The organism is Bacillus sp. T-10(2022), assembly GCF_056502895.1.
The window spans coordinates 2,205,332-2,227,571 of the sequence record NZ_CP113518.1 but is presented as its reverse complement, the minus strand read 5'-3'; the positions used below and the strand labels follow the sequence as shown (position 1 = coordinate 2,227,571).

Below are 22,240 nucleotides of genomic sequence, written 5' to 3'. Positions count from 1 at the left end.
TATTAAACGGCTTGTACTGTAGCTGAGGACCTGGAAAAAAACACTACACTTATTCCAATGAAGGAATAGAGTGAGATAAAAATGCTTATTTTTTGAAGTCTTCTTAAATAAATTCAAAAACCCCGGGGTAGTTTATCCGGGGCTTTTGAATTTTCATATTGTTTTTTGATAAGTATGAAGAAGAATTTTTCAAGTGTTATGCTAATAAGTCTACATCTTTTGATTGCTCCATATGATTATTCTTTTTAATGGAAAGCGCAGCGATGATTGAAATTGCGGAACATGCGATTAAGAACCAAAAAGCCCCGTTGTAAGAACCTGTTAGTGTAATGATAAAGCCCATGACAAGTGGTGATATAAATCCTGCTGCCTGTGCCCCCATATTAATTATTCCCATTGCGGAACCGATAACCTGTTTAGACATGATTTTATGCGGCAAAGCAAAAGCAACTGTAAAGGCAAAACTTTTAAAGACCATGCAAAGATTCAAATATACCATAGCTGCTACAATGGAAGTCGAGGTAAACATCATATATAGGAATATCCCTGACATAAGCATGCCAAATGCCGCATAATATTTTTCCAAGTTATTAAAAAACCTGTCAAGAAGCCATCCGCTGAACAACATAGCAACTCCAGTTGAGATACCCGGTAACGCTGCATAAAAACCCATGGACAACAGATCCATCCCCCTAGCTTCCATCAAATAGGATGGAATCCAGGAAGAAAGTCCCCAATTTACTATTCCGGCAGCAAACCACATCACAGTTATTTTCCACAAGCCAGAATTCATCAGTAATTCCTTCATGGGAACACTATTCTCTTTTAATGTTTTGTTTGAAGCAGTGCTTTCTTTTGGTTTAAAATATACCCAGAAAGCTATCGTTAACAATATTCCTAGCAACCCGATTACATAAAACATGTTTCTCCAGCCCATAAATAATATCATCGGCGCGGCCACCAGTGGGGCAAGTGCCATCCCAAAGTAATTGGATGACATTAAGTAAGCAGAAGCCTTTGGCCTTTCTTCTCGGGGAAAATAATCCGCAATCCCCTTTTGGGAAGCGGAAGGATACCCTCCTTGACCAAGCCCGAAGAGAAAACGTATAACAAGTAACGAAATAAGAGACCAGGCAAAACCGGTAAATACTGTAAAAACAGACCAAACAATGATGGACCATATTAAGACTTTTCTGGAACCCAGTTTATCCGTTAGCCACCCTCCTGGTATTTGCATGATAGCATAGGATAAGAAGAAGCTACTCAAGATTGCCCCGACAGCGGCAGCATCCAAATTAAATTCTTCCTTAATAGATACAACAGCCACACTCATGACCATCCGATCCAAATAATCAACCAGATAACCAACGAACAGCAAAAATAATATAAAGTGCTTATTTTGGGACCCTCCAATGTAACGCTTCATCTTATTCCTCCCTTTTCTACTAATCCTTCATTTTTCTTTCCATAGGCGAATTGATAGGGATTATCTATCGATCCTAAATGTTGCCACTTTATCTATTTTTGAACTTTGGAACCTTCTAATTACCTTTCCATCTCGTGCTCCTGTGTATTCCCCATGATAAACGGTTAATTTCCCATTTATATAAACCACATGTATGCCCTCAGGCTCTAATAGCGGCTCTTCAAATGTAGCTCGATCTTTAATTATTTCGGGATCAAATATAACAATATCTGCCTGATATCCCTCTTTTATTAACCCCCTATCCTTTAATCTCATTAACTGCGCAGGAGCACCTGTCATTCGACGAATCGCTTGTTCAAGCGTCAAAGCTCCTTCTTCCCTAACATATTTGCCTAATACTCTCGGAAATGTCCCATATAATCGAGGATGCGGCTTACCTCCAAAAATCCCATCCGATCCCACCACTTGTAGTGGATGACACATACTCAGCAAAACATCTTCCGCAAAGCCCCAATGAATAACCATTGCTACATTCCCTTTTTCCTCAATGAGAATATCAAATGCGGCATCTTCAGGGGATTGTTGCCTAATTTCTGAAATTTCAATCATGTTCTTACCTTCTAAGCATTTATTAGAATCCGTTTGAACGGATGTAATAATGATATTTTTCCAGCCACAATTCAAAACCCAATTTTCATACTCTGTGTTTGTTTTAAATTCATCTGAGATTCTTTTTCTGATTTCTGGAATACTCAATCGTATCAGCGTTTCTTCCGTTCCCCCTGAATGCATCCAAGGTGGAAGTATGGCATGAAAAACGGTTGAAGCGGCTGAATATGGATATTGATCAAAGGTAATTTCAATACCTTCCTGTCTAGCGGCATTCATCTTGTCCAGTGCTTTCTTAAATTTATCCCTATTTCCCTGGCCGATTATCTTAAAATGGGAAATATGCAATCTTACACCGGATTGTCTGGAAACATCTATGACTTCATCCAAAGCTGATAAAGAATGAATGCTTTCATTCCGAATATGGACAACGAAACAGCCGTCATATTTCGCGGTACCCTTACATATTTCAATCAATTCTTCCTTATTGGAGAAAACATTTGGGGGATATACCAATCCTGAGGACAAGCCTACTGCTCCCATACGCATTCCTTCCTCGACCAGCAAACGCATTTTTTCCAGTTCCTGTTTAGTAGCCACTCTATCCTCAAATCCCATGACCAAGGAACGAACCGCGCCATGAGGTACCAGGTAAGCTGCGTTGCCTATTATTTTTGACTTTTCTAGAAATGAAAAATATTCATCTATGCTATTCCATGGCCACTCCCCAATATCGCCATTTAGTCCACTTAATTGTTTTTGCCATAACGGCTTTGTTTCTTCTGATACAGGAGCGACAGAAATGCCATCCTGTCCAAATAATTCTGTAGTCACACCCTGAAGTGCCTTTATTTTATGAACTTCCGGAACGGTGCAAAGTAAATCGGAATGGACATGTGGATCAATAAATCCTGGTGAAACTGCCAACCCATTGGCATCGATAATTTGCTCAGCCTGTTCGCTGCTTAAATTCCCGATAATAGTAATTCTCCCATCCTCTATTCCAATGTCAGTTTTAGTCCAAGGGTTCCCTGTTCCATCATAAACCCTTCCATTTTTTATTATCACGTCTAGCATTTGATCACATCCTTTTTATGTTAGTTAGACTAATAGATGATTCAAAATAGAATCAAAAGGGTAAATCGGTCTGGTTATATTCTTGTAATCAAAGGTTGATAACTTTGCACTGCTTAACCCTGGCGAGTCAACCGTTATTATTTCTTTAGCAATAGGCATGAAGGCTGCCCGGAAATGGTGTGATGATTTCAAACCAACAATACTTGATTTCTCAACATCTATTCCATGTAGGAGGAAAATTTGTTCATCAAACGTCTGTGAATTTACAGAGCATACAATGATATCCACATTTCCAACCGTTAATCTTGCACTTCTCCCCAAGTTCACTTTGCTTCCATTCCACATCGGTGAGGATTGAATAAACTTGCCATCAGAAAGGCTTTTTACATAAGCTGATATTTTTAGAGGGTTACCATGTAATGTATCTGTTTTACCACCTAATTCAACATGAATTAGGGAACCCACACCTTCTTTATGGGCCATTTTTGCTACTTCCGGATCAAAAATAAATCCAAAGCAGCTATTTGGAATGTTTGCTTCAATCATTTCTTTCAATAAAAAGGTCCCATCGCCTGGTGTACCTGCACCAGGGTTATCAGAAGCTTCATTAATGATGATTGGCATTTCAGTTCGGGAGAAAGCATATGAAATGGCTTTCTTTGGTGTCGGTAATATAGGAAAAAATTCATCTTTCTTCTCAAAAATTCTAACAGCTATATCATCTGAAATTTTTTGTGCTAAAGAGGGTTCATTATTCGTAATGGTAATTACAGAAACTCCTGCGTGAGGGATATCTGAATAGGGAAAGCCGTGAAATAAGGTGCAATCAAGCACCTCAGGATGCTTTTCCCATTCTTCGCACCATTCATTGATTTCTTTAATCGGAGAAAAGTAGGAGGTTGTAGTAGGGATAAGTAATGGTAATTTCGTTAGAGCCATTTCCGGGTTTACTTTCCCTTGAATGATGCGAGCAGTTAAATCAATCGCTTCAGTCCCCCTTTCATAGGAATCCGTATGAGGGTAATCTATATTGCCGAGTAGTACATTAGCTTCTTTAACCATGGTTTCCGTAATATTGCCATGCAGGTCCAAAGCAACTACAATTGGTATTTCTGATCCCAAAATGCTTCTTAATTCCGATAAAATTTCACCTTCAATATCGTCAATTCCTTCTGCTACTCCTGCTCCATGAAGAAATAGACAAATCCCATCCAGTTTGCCAGAATTCATAATGCTAGATATTAATAGATTTTTTGCTTTTTGGAACGTTTCCTGTGTTATCGTTCCTGAAGGATTGGCCATGGCTGCAAAGGTCGGCACAATTTCAATCCCCAACTCTTCTCCCCGATTGATCATCCCACCCAAATAATCTAATACATCAGTATGCCTTTCGAGAAGTTCCTCTCCTTGGGTCCATTCCCAGACTTTAAATAAGTCGACTGTCGTTCTTACTCGAGAAAACGTATTCGTTTCATGGGCCAACTGACCGATTGCTATTCTCATAAAATTACCCCTTTCTTCACTCGTATTGACTAATAAAAATCCTATCTGACTGACTCCTTGGAAAATTGAAATTCATACAGCTGTCGGGGTCTTCCCCGGTGTATGGGCTGTTCCTCACCTACGATGACAGCTAGATTCGTATTTTCAAGGGTATTCAGGATTCTCCTTGCGCTCCTAATGGTTAAACCTAGTCCGTTAGCAAGATCATTTGCTGTGATGCATCTATTGCCAAAGTACTCACAAAAGGAAAGTAATTTGTTTATGGTTGCAATACTGAGTCCAGCTGTTTTTGCTAAGTTCATTAGATGTGGATCATCACTCCGCAAGGAATATTTCAATCTCCTATCTTTTCCAACAGGTCCAAAAACAGTTCCATCCATGTCAACCACAAAGCAACTCGGTTTATTAACTTTCGCTTTCATAAGTGCTTTACGAGCACTCACTTCCGCTTCGTTTGCTGTATGTCCGAATCCTATTCCGATGGTGGTCTCTACATCGATTTTCATGGCTATCTCATCTAACAACGGAGCTTTTTTATATTTATGGGTAGTCCTTTCAATGGCGCCCCGAGTGGTTATAAATCGCACTTCATCTCGTTCTGACCAATCAAAAATAGCCTGGGCCTCTTCACAAAAATCTATAAGAAGATTTTGCAGTACAGCCTTTTTTCGCTGTTCTCCATATTCTGATATGGGCTTTTTTAAAGAAGAAAGCAAGTTATTAAAATGCAGGATTCCAATTGCAATTTGTGTATCGCTTTGAAGCAGGGCCTTCCCTTCTAAAAGAACATTATTCAGGCTAGTTCGAATAGCAGACATAGTAGGGACAACCCTGAATACTAGCACCCCTAGCCCTTTTAACGATTCGTATACGGATTTAACACATGTAACTGCCACTTGAGTTTGATTATTTTTCCATAGTTCATAATGAAAATGAACCAATTCATCTGCTTTTTGATCGGATTTCAGAAACAGCTTTTCTGGATATATTTCTAAATCCTCCAAACATTCTTTTACTTCTCTAGTTGGCAATGTGTCTATACTAATCCTCAACGGTTCCTTAATTGGATTAAATGAGGTTTCTGTAATGATCTTAAAAAGAGTACGATACAAAGATGTACCTGTTGAAGGAATAAAAACCATAGGCTTAGTAATATTTTGATTCTTTGCTATTTGATAAGGGATGGTGCCTAAAAAGAATAAAACATCCGCCTCATCGACTCTTTTTTTTATCACATCTATTGTTTCCTGTTCATGTTTGTACGGTGCAGGGAACATGGTAATGTCGGAGTACGATTGGCCGATGGTAAACACTAGTTCTACTAAATCTAAAGGACCTATAACTAATACTTTTGTATTCATTCATCCTCCACCTATTTTCAAATAATACTGAATAGTAAGTTTTTATTATTGTTTATAACTTTAACTATCAAAATATTAAAAGTAAATGTCTGTTAATGGACCGAATTACGTTTTTTTGAGCAGTCAGTTATTTATTTGGTCTTTCTCCATTCCATTTCCACTAGAGGATACTATATCTTCGTACATTATATTCACTTCAAATAAACCCCGTTAGTTTAAAACTCCCTTTATCCAGTTGGCCATTTGCTTGAATTTTGAATAGGATTTTTTCTATTAAGATTAAATATTAATAGGAAAATAACTAACCATTCAAGTAGCTGTAAGATGGACATACTTGTAACGGTTTTACCACTGCCACTTTCCCCAACGAGACCGAGTACCTTTTCTTGTTTTAGTTCAAAATTAATGTCCTGAACAAGGGGGGACTATAGTTAACTGAATGGTAGCTGGCATACGATTTGTAACCTCGTCCCAGTGAACCCAAAAAGTTAGACATTTTATTTAAATAAGCAGCCTTAAGGACATGTACCCGGAAATCTACTGGGCTCCTGCCTTTTAATTTCTTCAGATACCCAATCCCACCATATGCAAAAAAAATGGTATATTATTCTTTGACATCAATGGTTTAAGACAAGGAGTGATGAAGTATTCGTAAAAGTTGGATCATTTCAGCAATAGTTGGATTATTGCTTATTTGTTTAAGTGTAATTGCCTTCAATTATTTCAAGAGCGATAAAACTGAAAAAGGGAAAAATGCGGAAGCCAAGGAATCCAAAATTCCTGAGGTAGAGGAATATGGCGGGATCCATCTAAAAAAAGTCGGCGATAAGGTTCACCAAAAAAATTGGGGAACATTCACATTACTAGAAACGAAGTCTATTAATGAGTCATTTGAATTGGCACCCATGGTCATCACAGTCAAGGATATCCGCAGGATTCAATTATCATCACTTACAGATGAAACAAAGGAGGAGCTCAAGGCCTATACGGGATTGAGTTTTGAAGAGGCCTATTCGATATATTATAAAGAGAATTTATCCATGGAGGAAATCGATCAACAGGCGGCGTTGTCTAAAACGGATATCGATGAAGAGGTTTCTTTTCTAGAGATAACTTATTCTGTTGAAAATAAGGACTCGAAGGAACTTCAGTTCTTCAGCATGGAAAATGTTACTTTCAATGATGATCTTACATATGATGTGCCTTCTAAAAATTTCATCCATTCGGGGGATACTTTTATAGGGACAAAAAAAGTAAGTCGTTCAGATTACCAACCAGGAGAATTGAGAAAAGGCACAATTGGTTTATTGGTTGATCCCGAGGCAAACTTAGATCGGCTCGATTCCTTTTCATTCACTACCGATGATATAGCGGATGGTGAGTCTCATGAATTATTGGTGGATGGGACTTCATTTGATATTCCCCTAAAAGGAAAGTAGTTTTATAGTCTATAAACCCTAAATAAGGGGAACCTCGAAAAAAGGTTTCACTTATTTAAGGTTTCATCTGAGCTCCCTTACGATAACTGTTATGCTTATCTCTCCCCGGCAGTAGGGCTCTGCGTTGCTTCCTCCATTAATATTCTACGCAATATTTTCCCGACAGCTGATTTTGGCAGTTGCTCCCTGAACTCAAAACTTCGCGGCACTTTATATCTGGCCAATCGTTGCATGCAATACTCCCTGATTTCCTGCTCCGAGACTGACTTTCCTCTTTTTAAGACTATAACCGCTTTTACCGTTTCCCCTCGGTATGAATCCGGTACTCCATATACACATGTCTCTTTTACGGCTGGATGCTGATAAATAATATCCTCGACTTCAATTGGATAAACATTATAACCGCTTGCAATGATCATATCTTTCTTCCTGCCTACGATATAAAAATATCCGTCTTCATCCATCGTCGCGATATCCCCAGTGTAAAGCCATCCATCTCGCAAAGCTGTTGAAGTTGCCTCTGGATTTTTCCAATATCCCCTCATTACTTGCGGACCTTTAATGATCAGTTCGCCTGTTTCTCCTGCTGGCAATTCATCAATACCTGTTTTCAGATTGACGATTTTAGCATCGGTATTAGGGTATGGAATTCCGATACTTCCTGGTTTTTTCTGTCCTATGACTGGATTGCGGTGTGTAGTGGGTGAAGTTTCCGACATTCCAAAACCTTCAAATATTGTAACCCGTAATTTTTTTTCGAACTGTTGAATGATTTCTATCGGGAGCGGGGCAGAACCACAGCTGCAGTACTTAAAGCAGCTTAAATCGTCAGCCGTTATATCCGGGTGATTCAGTAAAGCAATATACATGGTCGGGACACCAGGAAAAATGGTTGGCCGATGTGTTCGAATCAAATCTACCACCTTATTTATTTCAAATTTCTCTAATGTGATATAAGTTGATCCGGCATATATGGCACTATTCAATCGTCCATTACCAAACACATGGAATAATGGGGTCAAGCCAAGCATCCGTTCGCCAGGCCTTTGGAGTTGTAGCGCATTTGCCGTGAAGGCAAAGTCTTGAAATACATTCGAGATCAAATTATAGTGCGTGAGCATAACCCCTTTTGATTTCCCTGTAGTCCCTCCTGTATATTGAAGAACAGCCACAGCTTCCTTGGGGTCGATAGCCAGGGCAGGAAGTTCCTTATCTTTCCTTGATAAATCGGTTCCAGTTTCCATTAATTGCTCGGCAGATATGAACGTTAATCTATCAGAAAAACTTGTTAGCACTAATTTTCCCCTCTGTTCCTCACGCCCAATGAACCAATTGGCTTCTGAATCCCGTAATATATAATCCAATTCACCCGACTGATACAGCGGGTTCACTTGAACGACAATACCTCCCAAACGATGAATGGCATAATAGGCAATGATATATTCTAGACAATTTGGCAGCATGATTGCTATACGATCGTCTTTTTGAAATCCACGGTTGTCTAAATTCACAGCAAAACGATCTGAGGCATCCTTTAATTCCATATATGTCATTTCCCGATCCCCATCTATTACGGCTTTGCAGGTTGGGTAAAGTTGGGCTGAACGTTCAAGGAGTCCATATAATGACAATGTTGGAATGTCAATTTCAGCAGGAGTTTCTTTCGGATAAAATCCATGCCAAGCTCTAGTCAATTTTTTCACACCTCATTCTTTTCTATTAAAATGGAGCATAGTCACTTGTCAGCCGACTTGATATCCTTGCCTCATTTATCACGAATGATTTTAAAAATTCCTGTGCCCTTTGCGATGATGTTGCCTTCAGTATCTTTTATTTCTCCTTCAGTAAAGGCAATTTTATATCCTTTTTGAAGGACTTTTGCTTCCGCAAACAATTCCCCGCTCGATATGCTGGCTAAATAATGTACAGTTAAACTTGTCGTCACGACTTTAGATTTGGTAACGGAGCGTGTCACCATTCCTAGAATGGTATCCAGCATGGTAGCATGAATGCCTCCGTGCAGTGTTCCATTAACATTAAGTAAATGTTCTTCAACGTTTAACTTTATCGTTACATTCCCTTCTTCAAATCGAATGATTTCAAACCCTATATGTGAAAAGAATGCACTACTTTCGAATTGGTTCCTAATATCCTCCACTTCAACAGGCAATCTTCCTCCCCCTCACTTTTGCGCAATTCAACTTATATATGGAAAGGAGCAGAAACGTATGGGGTTTCCACTCCTTTATCGTTGACCTATATCGTTTCAATCATGATAGCCATTCCCTGTCCGCCGCCAACACAAAGTGTAGCAACGCCATATCTTTCTTTCCTGCGAATCAGTTCATGTATTAGCGTTGTCACGATCCGGGCGCCCGTCGATCCGACTGGGTGCCCAAGTGCAATGGCTCCCCCATTTACATTAACCTTGTTTTCATCTAGCGATAAATCTCTGATTACTGCCAACGCCTGTGAAGCGAACGCTTCATTTAATTCGAAAAGCCCAATATCTTCTACTTTTTTTCCGGTACGCTCCATAAGTTTTCCAACTGCTGGTACTGGACCAATTCCCATCACTTCAGGAGAAACTCCGGCAGTCGCCCAATCGACAATCTTTGCGATTGGCTGTACTTGCAACCGTTCCGCTTCACTGGCTTTCATTAATACCAATGCTGCTGCCCCGTCATTACGGCCACAAGCATTACCGGCAGTGACTGTTCCGTTTTCCCTGAATGACGGTTTTAAGCCTGCAAGTTTTTCCATTGTGGTGTCCGGGCGCGGATATTCATCCGTTTCAATCGTAACCGTACTCTTCCTGTCAGAAACTTGAACAGGAACAATCTCATCTTTGAACTTTCCTTCTTCTATCGCTTTCGCCGCTCTTCGTTGACTTTCCACTGAAAAGGCATCTTGTTCTTCTCTGGAAATGTTGTATCGCTGTGCCACATTTTCAGCGGTGATTCCCATCCCCAAACCTTTTCCATAAATTTCTTGAGGCTGCTGTCCCGCTTCAGTATTTGAATCCACTAGCTTAGTCCTGTCTCCCCCAAAACGGGCACTTCTTAAATAAAGAGGTGCGCGGCTCATGCTTTCCGTACCGCCGGCAACGACTATATTGGCTTGACCTGAGCTTATTTGCTGCGCTGCTGAGGTAATGGCCTGCATACCGGATGCACATAAGCGGTTTACCGTAAAAGCCGGTGCCGAATCGGGAATTCCTGAGCGCAGTGCTGCAACTCTCGCTACATTCGAGGATTCGGTCGTCTGCCTAACCTCCCCGAAAATGACTTCATCCACTTGTTCAGCTGCAATATTCGCCCGCTTGATCGCTTCTTTAATGGCAATGCTCGCCAAATGACCGGAACTGATCTCTTTAAATGCACCACCGTACCTTCCAATTGGTGTTCGTACAGCACTCACGATCACGATATCTTCACCCATTTCGTTCCTCCCCCTTAAAATCCGGATACCTGGGCAAAAGATTACCTGCCCGAATAAAACAGTAAACACTTAACACTCTTCCAAGACATTCCTAGCAATGATTAAACGTTGGATTTCATTCGTTCCTTCATAGATCTTCGTTATGCGGGCATCCCGATAAAAACGTTCAACTGGATATTCGGCCATATATCCCATTCCGCCATGAATTTGAACCGCTTTATCCGCCACCCGATTAAAAACGTCTGAAGCGAACAGTTTTGCCATAGACGCTTCCTTGATCACTTTTTTTCCTTCATCAATCTTTTGTGCCGCCATCATCGTCAATGCCCTTGCGGCTTCCGTTTCGGTTGCCATATCAGCAAGCATCCATTGAATCGCTTGGTTGTCTGCGATTGGTTTACCGAATTGAATGCGCTCTTTTGCATATTTGGCTGATAATTCAATTAATTTACCACTTGACCCCACTGCTCTTGCAGCCAATCCGACCCGCCCTTCAGCTAAAATTTTAAGGGCAGAGATATATCCCATTCCCACTTCGCCGATCACATTTTCTTCGGGTATGATACAATCCTCAAAAATGACCTGTGAGGTATATGATCCTCTCAACCCCATTTTTTTGTCCTTTTTGCCGACAGTCAAACCAGGAAAATCTCTTTCTACTAAAAAAGCTGTAATCCCTCCCTTTGCCCCTTTATCTTTATCCGTTAGAGCGAATACTGTATAAACATCAGCAATCGGCCCATTCGTGATGAAATGTTTCGTCCCGTTCATCACCCAGTAATCACCCTTCTTTTCTGCACTTGTTGCCAAATTGGTTGCATCCGATCCCGCTCCGGGTTCAGATAAAGCAAAGGCACCAATTTTCGTGCCTGCTGCCATTTCTGGCAAGTATTTATTTTTCAAATGTTCGGATGCAAGCTTAACCAAACCTGTACTTCCAATCCCGGTGTGAGCGCTTATTAATGAAACGAAACCATTATGTGTCCTTCCTAACTGCTCTAATACGGTAGCCTTTCCCACCGAATTTAAGCCAATTCCACCGTATTGTTCGGGGATGCTTATCCCGAATAAGCCAAGGTCTTTTGCTTTTTCCACCAAATGCTCAGGGATGGCATCTTCTTCTTCAATTTGTATGGCGTAGGGTTCCACTTCCCTTTCAACAAAATTACGGATCATTTCCTTCATTTGCTGCATTTCCTTGGTTAAAGTGATTGTCATGAGTTTATTTCCTCCTTAGGTCTGTTCATGTATAGCAGCCATTGTACAAGTTTTCTTAATAGGGCATATAGAGCTGAATGCTGTGTTTTCTAACCATTTAACGGGCTAAACACACTTACAAAATCAAGCTTCACGTTCAATTATCGTAGCAATTCCCTGTCCGCCTCCAATGCAAGCCGTAATAAGAGCAAACCTTCCGGCAGAACGCTTCAATTCATAAACCGCTTTCGTAATGAGGATGGCACCCGTCGCACCAAGTGGGTGTCCATGTGCAATGGCTCCCCCGTTCACATTCACTCTGGCGGGATTCATATCAAGCTCCCGATTGCAAGCAATGACTTGAGCGGCGAATGCTTCATTAATTTCAATGATGTCCATTTCATTTAAGAAAAGCCCTGATTTATCCATTACCTTTCTTATAGCTGGAACAGGTCCTATTCCCATATAATTTGGATCTACCCCTGCAACGGCCTGTGCCCTGATCGTCGCTAAAGGCTTAATCCCCAATTCCACCGCTTTTTCCCTCGACATGATGACCAATGCTGATGCGGCATCATTCAATCCCGAACTATTGCCTGCAGTCACGTACCCGCCTTCTAAAAAAGCAGGTGATAATTTGGCTAGCCCCTCTTTCGTTATTTGCGGTCGTGGATGTTCATCCAATTTAAATTCGACATCGTCACCTTTTCTGACGGGAATGTAAATAGGCGTAATTTGCTCATTGAAACGGCCCTCTTCCACGGCTCTGGCCATATTTTTTTGGCTTTGCAGAGCGAATTCATCTTGTTCTTCCCTGCTGACCTCATATTTTTCCGCTAAGTTTTCAGCCGTGATTCCCATCGGAGGATCGCCGATCGCTTTCGGGGACAACCGGGACTTTCTGAACTGCGGTGGCTTTGAACTGTATGGTTTTTCCGGTCGGTCCATCAAGTATGGCGCCCTGCTCATGCTCTCGACCCCACCGGCGATATAGACATCGCCTTCGCCAGCCCGGATTGCTTGTGCAGCCAAGTTGACAGCATTTATTCCCGAGCCGCATTGACGGTCGACAGTCAGTCCCGGAAGATGAATCGAGAGGCCAGTTTCGAGTGCAGTTAACCTGGCAATGTTTCCACCCCCGCTTAACACATTCCCCATGATTACATCATCTATCATTCGAGGTTCGACATTCGCTCGTTTCAAGGCTTCTTTCATCACTTCTGCTCCAAAAACATGGGCAGGAACCGATGCAAGTGCACCTCCCTGCTTTCCAATTGCTGTTCGAACTGCAGAAACTATGACAGCATCTCTATTCATTTCCCATCCGCTCCTTTTCCTTATATTCACACCATTATTTGAAGGCATTCCTTCTCTTCACTAGTTTCATTGAATGTTAGCAGGTTCGACCCTGCTTATGAGGACTTAAGGTCAAAGTTATCAGACCTTTTATTTTTAAGTTTCCCGGCCGGTTTAACGAATATCGCAAACAGGATGCCAAAAGCCAGGACAAGGATTGCCATGAACAATATCGAAAGGTTATAACCTAATAGTTGATTTCCTCCAGCTAAACTTATGATATAGCCAGTTAATAGAGGCGCAACAATTCCCGCTAGATTTCCTGATGATGTTAAGATGCTAGTCATCAATCCCCCCCGCTCCTGCATTTCATTGATCATGATCGTTGGTCCGATCGGTAAGATGGCATATGTAAGGCCCTTTGCTAAACACATGGCGACTATCACCCAGATTGGATTTTGAAATACCATGATTGAGGAAAAGAACAATGCACCAAGAATCATGGCGCCCGCGACGACGAATACCCTTGATGATCGCCAATTCTGGTTCTTCTTGAATAAATGATCGGAAGCCATCGAAACACCCATATAAATACATACGGAAACGACTCCGATTATCGCAACGCTGGTTCCCATTTGACCTGGAGACATTTTTACGGCTTCCACTAAATAAATCGGGAGCCAAACAGAAAACCAAACAACTAAAATATACGTTGAAAAATAAGCGAGCGTAGTAAACAAAGCAGTAGGTGAAGCCAATAGCAGCAAAAAGTCTTTCACTTTTATTTTTTCCAGTTTTTGTTTCTTTTTCTTTTGTACATTTTCGTATACTTCAACCGGATTTTCCTTTGTTAAAAATTGAAAGAGGAAGAACCAAACAAGGCTTGCTGCACCAAGTGCTGCAAAGGCAACCTTCCAGCCGAATATCGTAATTAAGGAAACGAGGATCGGTGCCACGATCATCGCACCAACGGTTCCTCCGCCAACAACTACCGAATTGGCAAAGCCTTTCAGTTTTGGCGGAAACCACTTATCGGCATGACTGTAAGCAATTGGGCTATAAGGCCCTTCGAATGCACCCAGCAAAATCCTGTATAGAATTAATAATGGAAGAGCAGTGATGGCTAAGACCCCGAATTGCAAAACGGTCCATGTCAGCATGATGAACCCAAGCACTTTTTTAGCCCCCAGCCGATCAGCCCATGCTGCCCCAAAAATCCCTGTTACTGGGTATAGCCAATAATAACTGCTTCCAACAAGACCCCACTCCGCATAGGTAAGATTGAATTCCTTCATGATGGGAACAGCTGCGAGACCTACGATCGATTTATCTGCAAAATTGATGACGGCTCCAAAGAATAATAGAATGAGAACAACCCACCGCATATGAATCCCTCCTCTTCTTTATTTTTGTTCACAAACTGGCATGCCTTCCAACGTAAGCTTCAACTTAGATGTTGGAACCATATTCCCCCTCTTTCAATCCTTTTCTAATTCCTCTTTAACTAACAATCTTTTTAAAAGTTTACCCACTGTATTTCGCGGAAGTTCTTTTCTCAATTCAAATACTTTTGGTACCTTATAAGGCGTCAATTGGGTATAACAATATCCTTCTATTTCTTCAAGATCCACGGAAGCGCTTTCTTTAGGTACGATGAATGCTTTCACTATTTCACCTTTTTCTTTATGGGGGATGCCCACCACAGCTGCCTCTTTAACTGCCGGATGTTCATACAGAACCCCTTCTACCTCCTGGGGGTAAATATTGAATCCGCCGACGATGATCATTTCTTTTTTCCTGCCGACGATATAGAAATAACCTTCGTCATCCATCACAGCAAGATCGCCAGTATATAGCCAGTCATTCTGTAGGGCCTTTTTGGTTTCGGCTTCGTTATTCCAATAACCCTTCATGATTTGCGGGCCTTTTATGAGCAACTCCCCGACGCATGTGTTAGGCACTTCATTATTTTCATCGTCAATGATCATACAGTCCGTGCCTGGAAAAGGGATGCCAATGCTTCCTATTTTCCTTTTTCCGAAAGGCGGATTACGATGAGTGGAAGGTGAGGCCTCCGACAAACCGAAACCCTCTCCGATTTTGGCACCGGTCAGCTCCTCAAATCGCTTAATTACTTCAACCGGCAGGGGCGCCGATCCACAAGAACAGCTTTTTAAACAATTCAGTCCATAATTTTCAATTCCAGGATGATTGACAAATGCATTATACATTTTTGGAACTCCTGGAAAGAATGTCGGACGATGCTTTTTTATTTTTGCAAGTACATCTTCAAGTTCGAATTTGGGAAATAAGAGGATGGCAGCTCCAATATAGATACCGAGATTCATTGCACTTGTCATGGCATAAACATGGTAAAGGGGCGTAGCTGCCAAAACGATTTCTTCGCCAGGTTTCAAGGAATCACCATACATTTCAAAGCTCTGCACGACATTGGAGGTTAAATTATGGTGAGTGAGCATGACACCCTTCATCTTCCCAGTGGTGCCACCAGTATATTGGATGACTGCAGTATCTTCATGAGGGCTTATCATTTCGGGCTTCTTAATGGCGTCACCGGTCTTAATCATCGTTTGAAGGGAATAAGACCCGTTTTGATCTTTCTCCGTATCAATGCAAACATCAAATTCATATATCGCTTTCGTTTCTTCGATTGTAACTGCGGCCGTATGGTCAAATACAATATTCTTGGTATTTGAGTCTATTAAAATTTGCAATAGTTCCCGCGGTTTATACATGGGATTAATTTGGACTACCAACAGACCTAGTGCCTGGGCAGCGTAATAACTGATAATGAAATAAGGGTGGTTTGCCATCATCAGACCAATCCGTTCACCTTTAACAAAGCCCATTTCTCTCCATTTACCAGCAAGTTTGTCTACCTGCAATTTTAAATTCTTATAATCCATTGACTGGTCTTCATAAATGATGGCTGTATGGTGTGGAAACTTACTTGCTGTTATATCAAGCAGTGAATAGACGGATATTTCCGGTAGCTTCATAGATTTCATTCTTTCAACATACCATTGCTCCCATGGTTTATTTATCGTTTTTCGCACCATTATCCCTCCACACATAAACGAATTTCATATCGTGCATGTTTGTTTTATACTTATATGATTATGCAACTTGCATGCCAAGTCCTACTTTTGTGTAAAATCGCTTAGTATCAATAACATTCAATTCATTAATGAATTTTATTAGCATATAATGCCTTTCTGTAGAGGATTCATCGAAAATGCCAATAATTCATTTTTGAATTTAAATAGGCTCTTATTGGTTTTCTAACGATATTAAAAAATAGGTTTTTACCATATTATAGATTATAACTACTCACAAATCGTGATTTAGACCTTATCCATGCTGTATTATAAAATTTGAAAAGCCCATCCAGCTAAGGGTGGGCAAGTGTAATATTTTTTTAAACTTTGCTTACGAGTGTATTAATTCCACCAGTTATTTCAGCTCTATATATGTTAGTTGATTCTACGGAGACAAACTTTATAGACTTTCAAATAAAGTTTGTAATTTATGCTTGGCCCATTATACTTATATACCTAGTTGTTTATATATTAACCGGCCGATATAGGTCCTTATAAGAGCTTGAGTGAAACAAGTATCTTCCATTTCATTGCAACATAAATATAAGAGTTGACCATTCAGAAATGTTTTGGTTCTGCTGAATTTATAACAAAGTTTGCTTAAGAGGAAACAGATCCAAGGTATTTTCAGGGTTGCAATTATTTTTGGTGAATTATTTAAAAAATACATTTAATATGACATTTTTAATTGTATTAACTTTAATGACATGATCGACAACTTGATTGTTTATAAACAAATGACCAACTAATTTAGAATTGGTCATCACTTTTTTATTGAATTCCTTCTAATTTTTGATTCCCTTTTATACCCACATACCCATCGTTCCTTTGCATTGGTTGCTTTTTCATTTTTATCCGGTATCTTTTATCATCATCAATTTCACTTTTTCAATCACCATTCTTCATGCTCCAACATATAATACCTCAAAGGAAAACCGGGGGTATCAACATGCAAGACAATCAACATGGATCGCAAATGAATGAGGTTGAAAAGTTTGATGAATGGGTAAAAAGTTTTTTTCTGGATCCGGAAACTTGTGCGTTGGATCATCAACTTTTTTCAATTGATATATACGAAAGTGACGATGAGTATATGGTGGAAGCGGTTTTGGAAGATCATGATGTGAAAGATATTAAAGTATGCCTAAGTGATAATGAGCTATCGATCATAGTTGACGATACTCATAAGCCATTTCTTGAAAAAAAAGAAGATAAGCTGCCCACACAGAGAAAAATCCCTTTCCCCTTTTCGATTTGCTCACGCAGAATTACCGCTGAATTCTCGAATCCGATTTTGGTGATTCGCATCCATAAGTTCTCCCCCGGAAAAACAGCTGAAGATATTAACATTGAGTAGTCCGTTCATTAAAAATAAAAAGAATGGCCTGGGGAACCTCCCCTTAGCCATTCTTTTTTCTTGATTAACCAGCAAAGTAAAAGGACGTCCGACTTCCTTTTTGTGTCGAAATGACTTGAAGCTGGGCATCGATTCTTTCTTTCAATTCCGGGACATGGGATATTATCCCGACCAATCTCCCGGTGCTTTGTATATCCATTAATGCTTCAATTGCATGATCAAGTGATTCAGGGTCGAGCGTACCGAAACCTTCATCGATGAACATCGTTTCAAGTGAAATTCCGCCAGCATTCTGCTGGACAACATCCGCAAGACCCAAGGCAAGTGCAAGGGAGGCCTTAAAGCTCTCTCCTCCCGAAAGGGTTTTGACATGCCTCTCTTGTCCTGTATATTGATCATACACAGATAACTCCAGACCGCTCTGGATATTCCTGCGTGTAGGATCAAGCTTTCGCAATAACTGATATCTGCCGCTGGTCATTTTCAGCAGCCTTGAATTGGCTTCTTTTAGGATATCATCTAAAAAGGCTGCCAGTACATAACGTTCAAAAGTTATTTTGAAGGAGTTTTGACCTTTGGAAATCTCAGACAGATGACCGACGATACTGTATCTTTCATCCAAACTTTTCTGTTCTTCCTTGATTTGCGCCAATTTCCTATCGATTTCTTCGTTAGTCCGTTTTTCAGCCTGCAATTCATTCTGATTTAGGCGTAAAGACTCCAATTCTCCATCTATGAAATCGAAAGTTTTTCTCAATCCTTCAAGATCCGGTTTGGTCACATCTTTTAATTTCATTTCCAAATCATGAAATAGACTTAATACACTTTGCCAATTTTGATTATACTGCTGAACTTGGTCTTCCAAATTTCCAAGAGCAGCTTCCGATTTTTTTGCTGCCGTATATTCTTTATAATTGGAAAAGCCCTGATTGGACATTTCCGTAATTAACTTTTCCCGCTCCTCTTTCAATTCTGTCTTGAAAGCCTCTATATTTCCACTTAAGGATTCTGTTTTTGCAATGATGGCCGATTCTCTTTCCTTCACCAGTTGAAGGTTTTTTTGTGCATCTTCCAAGGCTGATTGTAAGCGTTTCTGTGTTTTTACAGCCATTTGGTAAGCAGCATTATATTCTTCCTCTGTCCGTATTCCGTCTGGCAGGGAATCGGTTAATCCTGTTAGTTTTGTAGAGTTTTCAATATACCTGGTTTTCCCTTCGTCCTCTTTTCTTTCTAAAGAGGTCAGATTCTCCTTTAGCTGGGTTGACTTGCCTTTTAAATCCAGCAACCTTTTTTCCAGATCATTGAATACAGACTTTTTCCTCATCAATTCCTTTAGCTGCTCTTGCAGCACTTTTCCTTTTTGTACAAACTGTGTCAAATGCTCTTCAATATCCTCAAACCTAAACTCCGGCATGTCATTTTGTAAGTCACTAAGCTTTTCTTGTGAAGACTCTCCCAGTGCATCATATTTGGATTTCGCTTGATAATATTCACTTTCCGCTTGGCTTTTTTGTTGTTCCGCAGATTTCAGTTTGTTTTCTTGCTCTTTCATTTCCAAATCTGTCGGCATATGCTCATGCATTTGCGCAGGTTTTGGATGACTTTGCGAACCGCAAACAGGACAATTTTCTCCAGAGTGCAGCATGGAGGCAAGCATACCCGCTTGTCCTGATCGCCAGTTTCGATTCAGGGTTTCCAGTTTTTCCTTCTCCTGAGTTTGTATTCTTTGTAACTCATGGAACCGATTATTCTTTTCATCCAGAACCCGTTTCGTATTAGTGATTTCATTAAGAACTTCTTGAAGCTTTTTAATTTTCGATAACGATGAATTATTTCTTTCTGCTTCAATTTCCTGATCACGATAAAGGACAGCGGCTTTTTCCGCTTCTGTTTTTTCTTGAGCGACTTTCTCTGCTTCCGCTTCAATCGACAAATGTTCCGAAACAGTTTTTTCACGAAGTCTTTTACTCGTTTGCCACTCTTTTTCGTCTAAAGTAACCTGTGCTTTCAAGCTTGCAAAAGTCATGACAGCCTCTTTTACCTGCTCAAGCTGATGAACAGTTCGGACTGCCTGCTCTCTTTCATTTTCCTTCAACATTTCCTTATCATAGGAATCCTGCTTCTCAATGCGCTCAGCCCGTAACTTCTCGGACTGCTCACTTAACTTTTGAAGTTCGGCATTAGCATCTTGTACTTGTTTGCCGATACGCAAATAGTATTGTTCCTGCTTTTCAAGCGATGCCGCTTTGTGTGCCATTTTTATTTGGACTTTCACTAGTTCCATTTCTGGCAGCTTTGCTTCAAGAGCCTCCTTTTCTTTTCGCAGTGTTTCTTTTTCCGAAAATCGATTCAATAAATCGACAGCTTTTGAAAGTTCTTGATTTACTTGATCACGAGCTTTTTGCTTTTCCTGTATTTGTTTATTTATATACTCATTTTTTTCTGTTGCTTGCAAAATGACTTCCCGTAACAAGGGCAAGACCTGCTGTTCATTAGGCTCTTCCCCTTGTAATTGCGCCTGCAATTCTTCATGATTGCCAGGCTGGATGCTTTTCATTAATTCAATTCTTCGTTGAGCACTTTTTTCACTTTGCTTTCTTAGGATGGAAGCCTCTTCTTTTAATTTTTCTTCTATTCGTTTATAAAGTTCAGTATGAAATAATTTCTGAAGGATCTGTTCCTTATCCTTGCTGTCGGAAGTTAACAGTTTTCGGAATTCATTCTGAGGAATCATCAGGATTTGCCGGAATTGATTCGCATCAAGTCCAATCAGCACTTTTATTTTTTCTTCAACTTCTCGCACATTTGCACCCAGCAATTTTTTTCCTTCGGCCAATATCTCATATAATTCAGCCTTTGCTCCAACCGTTGTTGTTCCTTCACCTGCTTTTTTCTTGCGTTCCTGCTGCGGCGACCGGGTCACCAAATACGTTTTTCCACGCAGGGTAAATTGTAATGAGACTTCCGTCAACATATCATCTTCGGCAAACTGACTTCGCAAATCTTGCCCGCTACGATCTTCACCGCTGGCTTTACCATATATCGCAAAACTAATCCCATCAAATATCGTTGTTTTCCCTGCGCCTGTCTTTCCAGAAATAACAAACATGGTCCGTTCTCCAAGGGAATTAAAATCAATGGTTTCCCTTCCTGCATATGGTCCGAATGCCTGCATCGTTAAAATATCCGGTCTCATTTCAAAGCCTCCTCTTTCTTAACAGCTTCAATTACCGAAACCATCAAATCCTGCTTTTTGGAATCAAAGGCCCGATCTGTCATTTCTTGATAAAACGTCTCGAACAGGTCCAATTCCGATTTCCGTTCATCTTTTACTGAAGAGAAGGAATTTTTTCTCCTAAGGTCGGTCAAATCCCATTTACGTTCTAGATGTAGTACGTTCGGATAAATCTGGCGCAAGCGATTAATGGGATCGATGAGTGCCCCTTCATCATTTAGTGTTATTTTTAAATAGTCATCCCTTTTTTGCGATTGATAAAAATCGGGATCAAGCAACTCTTCCATCGATCCGGATATTTCCCTCATATCGAACTTGGGTGCCAAAGAACGATAGCGTATATCAAAGCTTCCATCTTCTTGCATATCGACGATGGAAAGCGACTTATTCTGCTTGGCCTCGGAAAAAGAATATTTTAATAGTGATCCAGAGTAAAACACCTTAGGATGACGTATCGCGTCTGGACTATGTAAATGCCCAAGTGCCGTATAATCAAACGCATCGAATAAGTCGGATGAAACACAGCCAGAACCACCTACCGACAAGACCCTTTCCGAATCGCTCGTTTTTCCGCCTAATACAAAAGCATGTCCTACGAAGACATTTGGCTCATCCTTATTGAAATTCTCAGCAATCGTTCCGGTTATCCGCTTCATCGCTTCTTGATGGGAATGGATACTATCATCTTCAAAAAGATGGCGAACCGTCCCGGGTTCTGCATATGGAACACAATAAAAGTTCACGCCTTTGATGCGAACCGGCTCACATGTTTTTGTCAATTTCCCATGAATGTATAACTGACTATGACGATACCATGATGAACCGAATGCAAGCCTTTCCGCAGAATCATGGTTTCCCGATATCGCAACGATCGGTGTATTCATTTTCACATTAATCGTATAAAGGATTTCATCAAGAAGCTCCACCGCTTCAGTCGGCGGAACGGAACGATCATAAAGATCACCGGCGATCACAACCGCATCCGGTTTTTCCTCTTCGACAATTTCTATGAATTGCAAGAGCGCATGCCTTTGGTCATCTGTCATATGTACCCCGTGAACGATTTTCCCTAAATGCCAATCAGCCGTATGGATAAATTTCATAGTTTCACTCCGTCCTAATTTTTACTTACTATTATTATATCAAAAATTTTACGAATAGCATGGTTTGGGTACAGACG

15 protein-coding genes and 1 pseudogene are annotated in these 22,240 nt (G+C 40.5%); 2 read left to right on the top strand and 14 right to left on the bottom strand.

Annotation, left to right across the window (positions count from 1 at the left end; translation table 11 throughout):
• Nucleotides 1–196: 196 nt before the first annotated feature.
• The 5 genes and pseudogenes from OSJ91_RS10945 to OSJ91_RS10925 all read right to left on the bottom strand — a co-directional run.
• Complete coding sequence (locus OSJ91_RS10945) at nt 197–1,426, bottom strand: MFS transporter (RefSeq protein ID WP_485891544.1); 1,230 nt, start codon at nt 1,424–1,426, stop codon at nt 197–199.
• A gap of 60 nt (nt 1,427–1,486) precedes the next feature.
• A complete protein-coding gene (locus OSJ91_RS10940) occupies nt 1,487–3,112 on the bottom strand; it encodes an N-acyl-D-amino-acid deacylase family protein (RefSeq protein WP_485891543.1) in 1,626 nt (541 codons plus the stop codon).
• 24 nt (nt 3,113–3,136) lie between these two features.
• On the bottom strand, nt 3,137–4,615 hold the full coding sequence (locus OSJ91_RS10935; protein WP_350302233.1) for a M81 family metallopeptidase: 1,479 nt from the start codon (nt 4,613–4,615) through the stop codon (nt 3,137–3,139).
• A gap of 41 nt (nt 4,616–4,656) precedes the next feature.
• Nucleotides 4,657–5,976 (bottom strand): helix-turn-helix domain-containing protein, encoded by a 1,320-nt coding sequence (locus OSJ91_RS10930; protein ID WP_413016965.1) that lies wholly within the window; start codon nt 5,974–5,976, stop codon nt 4,657–4,659.
• Between the two features lie 308 nt (nt 5,977–6,284).
• A pseudogene (locus OSJ91_RS10925) lies at nt 6,285–6,401 on the bottom strand (ATP-binding cassette domain-containing protein); the annotation flags it as partial.
• Between the two features lie 261 nt (nt 6,402–6,662).
• On the opposite strand from OSJ91_RS10925, the gene OSJ91_RS10920 reads away from it, so the two are divergent.
• The gene (locus tag OSJ91_RS10920; protein ID WP_413016963.1) at nt 6,663–7,415 is read left to right on the top strand and encodes a hypothetical protein; all 753 of its coding nucleotides are present in this window, start codon (nt 6,663–6,665) and stop codon (nt 7,413–7,415) included.
• Between the two features lie 95 nt (nt 7,416–7,510).
• Here the strand turns inward: OSJ91_RS10920 and OSJ91_RS10915 are convergent, their stop codons facing one another.
• The 7 genes from OSJ91_RS10915 to OSJ91_RS10885 all read right to left on the bottom strand — a co-directional run bounded on the left by OSJ91_RS10915 (nt 7,511) and on the right by OSJ91_RS10885 (nt 16,429).
• Nucleotides 7,511–9,118 carry a long-chain-fatty-acid--CoA ligase gene (locus OSJ91_RS10915; protein ID WP_485891542.1) on the bottom strand — a complete coding sequence of 536 codons (1,608 nt, stop codon included), beginning with the start codon at nt 9,116–9,118 and terminating at the stop codon, nt 7,511–7,513.
• A 62-nt stretch (nt 9,119–9,180) separates the two neighbouring features.
• Nucleotides 9,181–9,585, bottom strand: a complete 405-nt coding sequence (locus OSJ91_RS10910) for a PaaI family thioesterase (RefSeq protein ID WP_413016959.1) — start codon at nt 9,583–9,585, stop codon at nt 9,181–9,183.
• 86 nt (nt 9,586–9,671) lie between these two features.
• Nucleotides 9,672–10,856, bottom strand: coding sequence for a thiolase family protein (locus tag OSJ91_RS10905; protein WP_350302228.1), 1,185 nt, complete (start codon nt 10,854–10,856; stop codon nt 9,672–9,674).
• Nucleotides 10,857–10,925: 69 nt separating this feature from the next.
• On the bottom strand, nt 10,926–12,074 hold the full coding sequence (locus tag OSJ91_RS10900) for an acyl-CoA dehydrogenase family protein (protein ID WP_137018020.1): 1,149 nt from the start codon (nt 12,072–12,074) through the stop codon (nt 10,926–10,928).
• A gap of 123 nt (nt 12,075–12,197) precedes the next feature.
• On the bottom strand, nt 12,198–13,370 hold the full coding sequence (locus OSJ91_RS10895; protein WP_485891541.1) for a thiolase family protein: 1,173 nt from the start codon (nt 13,368–13,370) through the stop codon (nt 12,198–12,200).
• 95 nt (nt 13,371–13,465) lie between these two features.
• Nucleotides 13,466–14,734, bottom strand: a complete 1,269-nt coding sequence (locus tag OSJ91_RS10890; protein WP_350302226.1) for an MFS transporter — start codon at nt 14,732–14,734, stop codon at nt 13,466–13,468.
• Nucleotides 14,735–14,827: 93 nt separating this feature from the next.
• On the bottom strand, nt 14,828–16,429 hold the full coding sequence (locus OSJ91_RS10885) for a long-chain-fatty-acid--CoA ligase (protein ID WP_413016951.1): 1,602 nt from the start codon (nt 16,427–16,429) through the stop codon (nt 14,828–14,830).
• Between the two features lie 988 nt (nt 16,430–17,417).
• Here OSJ91_RS10885 and OSJ91_RS10880 point away from each other — a divergent pair.
• On the top strand, nt 17,418–17,825 hold the full coding sequence (locus OSJ91_RS10880) for an Hsp20/alpha crystallin family protein (protein ID WP_170971631.1): 408 nt from the start codon (nt 17,418–17,420) through the stop codon (nt 17,823–17,825).
• 64 nt (nt 17,826–17,889) lie between these two features.
• On the opposite strand, the gene OSJ91_RS10875 is transcribed toward OSJ91_RS10880, so the two are convergent.
• Complete coding sequence (locus tag OSJ91_RS10875) at nt 17,890–21,021, bottom strand: AAA family ATPase (protein ID WP_485891540.1); 3,132 nt, start codon at nt 21,019–21,021, stop codon at nt 17,890–17,892.
• Entirely contained in the window at nt 21,018–22,163 is a 1,146-nt protein-coding gene (locus tag OSJ91_RS10870; protein WP_350302223.1) for an exonuclease SbcCD subunit D, read from the bottom strand. The genes OSJ91_RS10875 and OSJ91_RS10870 overlap by 4 nt, the downstream gene beginning before the upstream one ends.
• Between the last annotated feature and the right edge of the window lie 77 nt (nt 22,164–22,240).

Bases quoted from the DNA above. Each gene is read 5' to 3' on its own strand.
- OSJ91_RS10945 (WP_485891544.1), bottom strand. From the start codon at position 1,426: ATGAAGCGTTACATTGGAGGGTCCCAAAATAAGCACTTTATATTATTT.
- OSJ91_RS10940 (WP_485891543.1), bottom strand. From the start codon at position 3,112: ATGCTAGACGTGATAATAAAAAATGGAAGGGTTTATGATGGAACAGGG.
- OSJ91_RS10935 (WP_350302233.1), bottom strand. From the start codon at position 4,615: ATGAGAATAGCAATCGGTCAGTTGGCCCATGAAACGAATACGTTTTCT.
- OSJ91_RS10930 (WP_413016965.1), bottom strand. From the start codon at position 5,976: ATGAATACAAAAGTATTAGTTATAGGTCCTTTAGATTTAGTAGAACTA.
- OSJ91_RS10905 (WP_350302228.1), bottom strand. From the start codon at position 10,856: ATGGGTGAAGATATCGTGATCGTGAGTGCTGTACGAACACCAATTGGA.
- OSJ91_RS10900 (WP_137018020.1), bottom strand. From the start codon at position 12,074: ATGACAATCACTTTAACCAAGGAAATGCAGCAAATGAAGGAAATGATC.
- OSJ91_RS10895 (WP_485891541.1), bottom strand. From the start codon at position 13,370: ATGAATAGAGATGCTGTCATAGTTTCTGCAGTTCGAACAGCAATTGGA.
- OSJ91_RS10890 (WP_350302226.1), bottom strand. From the start codon at position 14,734: ATGCGGTGGGTTGTTCTCATTCTATTATTCTTTGGAGCCGTCATCAAT.
- OSJ91_RS10885 (WP_413016951.1), bottom strand. From the start codon at position 16,429: ATGGTGCGAAAAACGATAAATAAACCATGGGAGCAATGGTATGTTGAA.
- OSJ91_RS10880 (WP_170971631.1), top strand. From the start codon at position 17,418: ATGCAAGACAATCAACATGGATCGCAAATGAATGAGGTTGAAAAGTTT.
- OSJ91_RS10875 (WP_485891540.1), bottom strand. From the start codon at position 21,021: ATGAGACCGGATATTTTAACGATGCAGGCATTCGGACCATATGCAGGA.
- OSJ91_RS10870 (WP_350302223.1), bottom strand. From the start codon at position 22,163: ATGAAATTTATCCATACGGCTGATTGGCATTTAGGGAAAATCGTTCAC.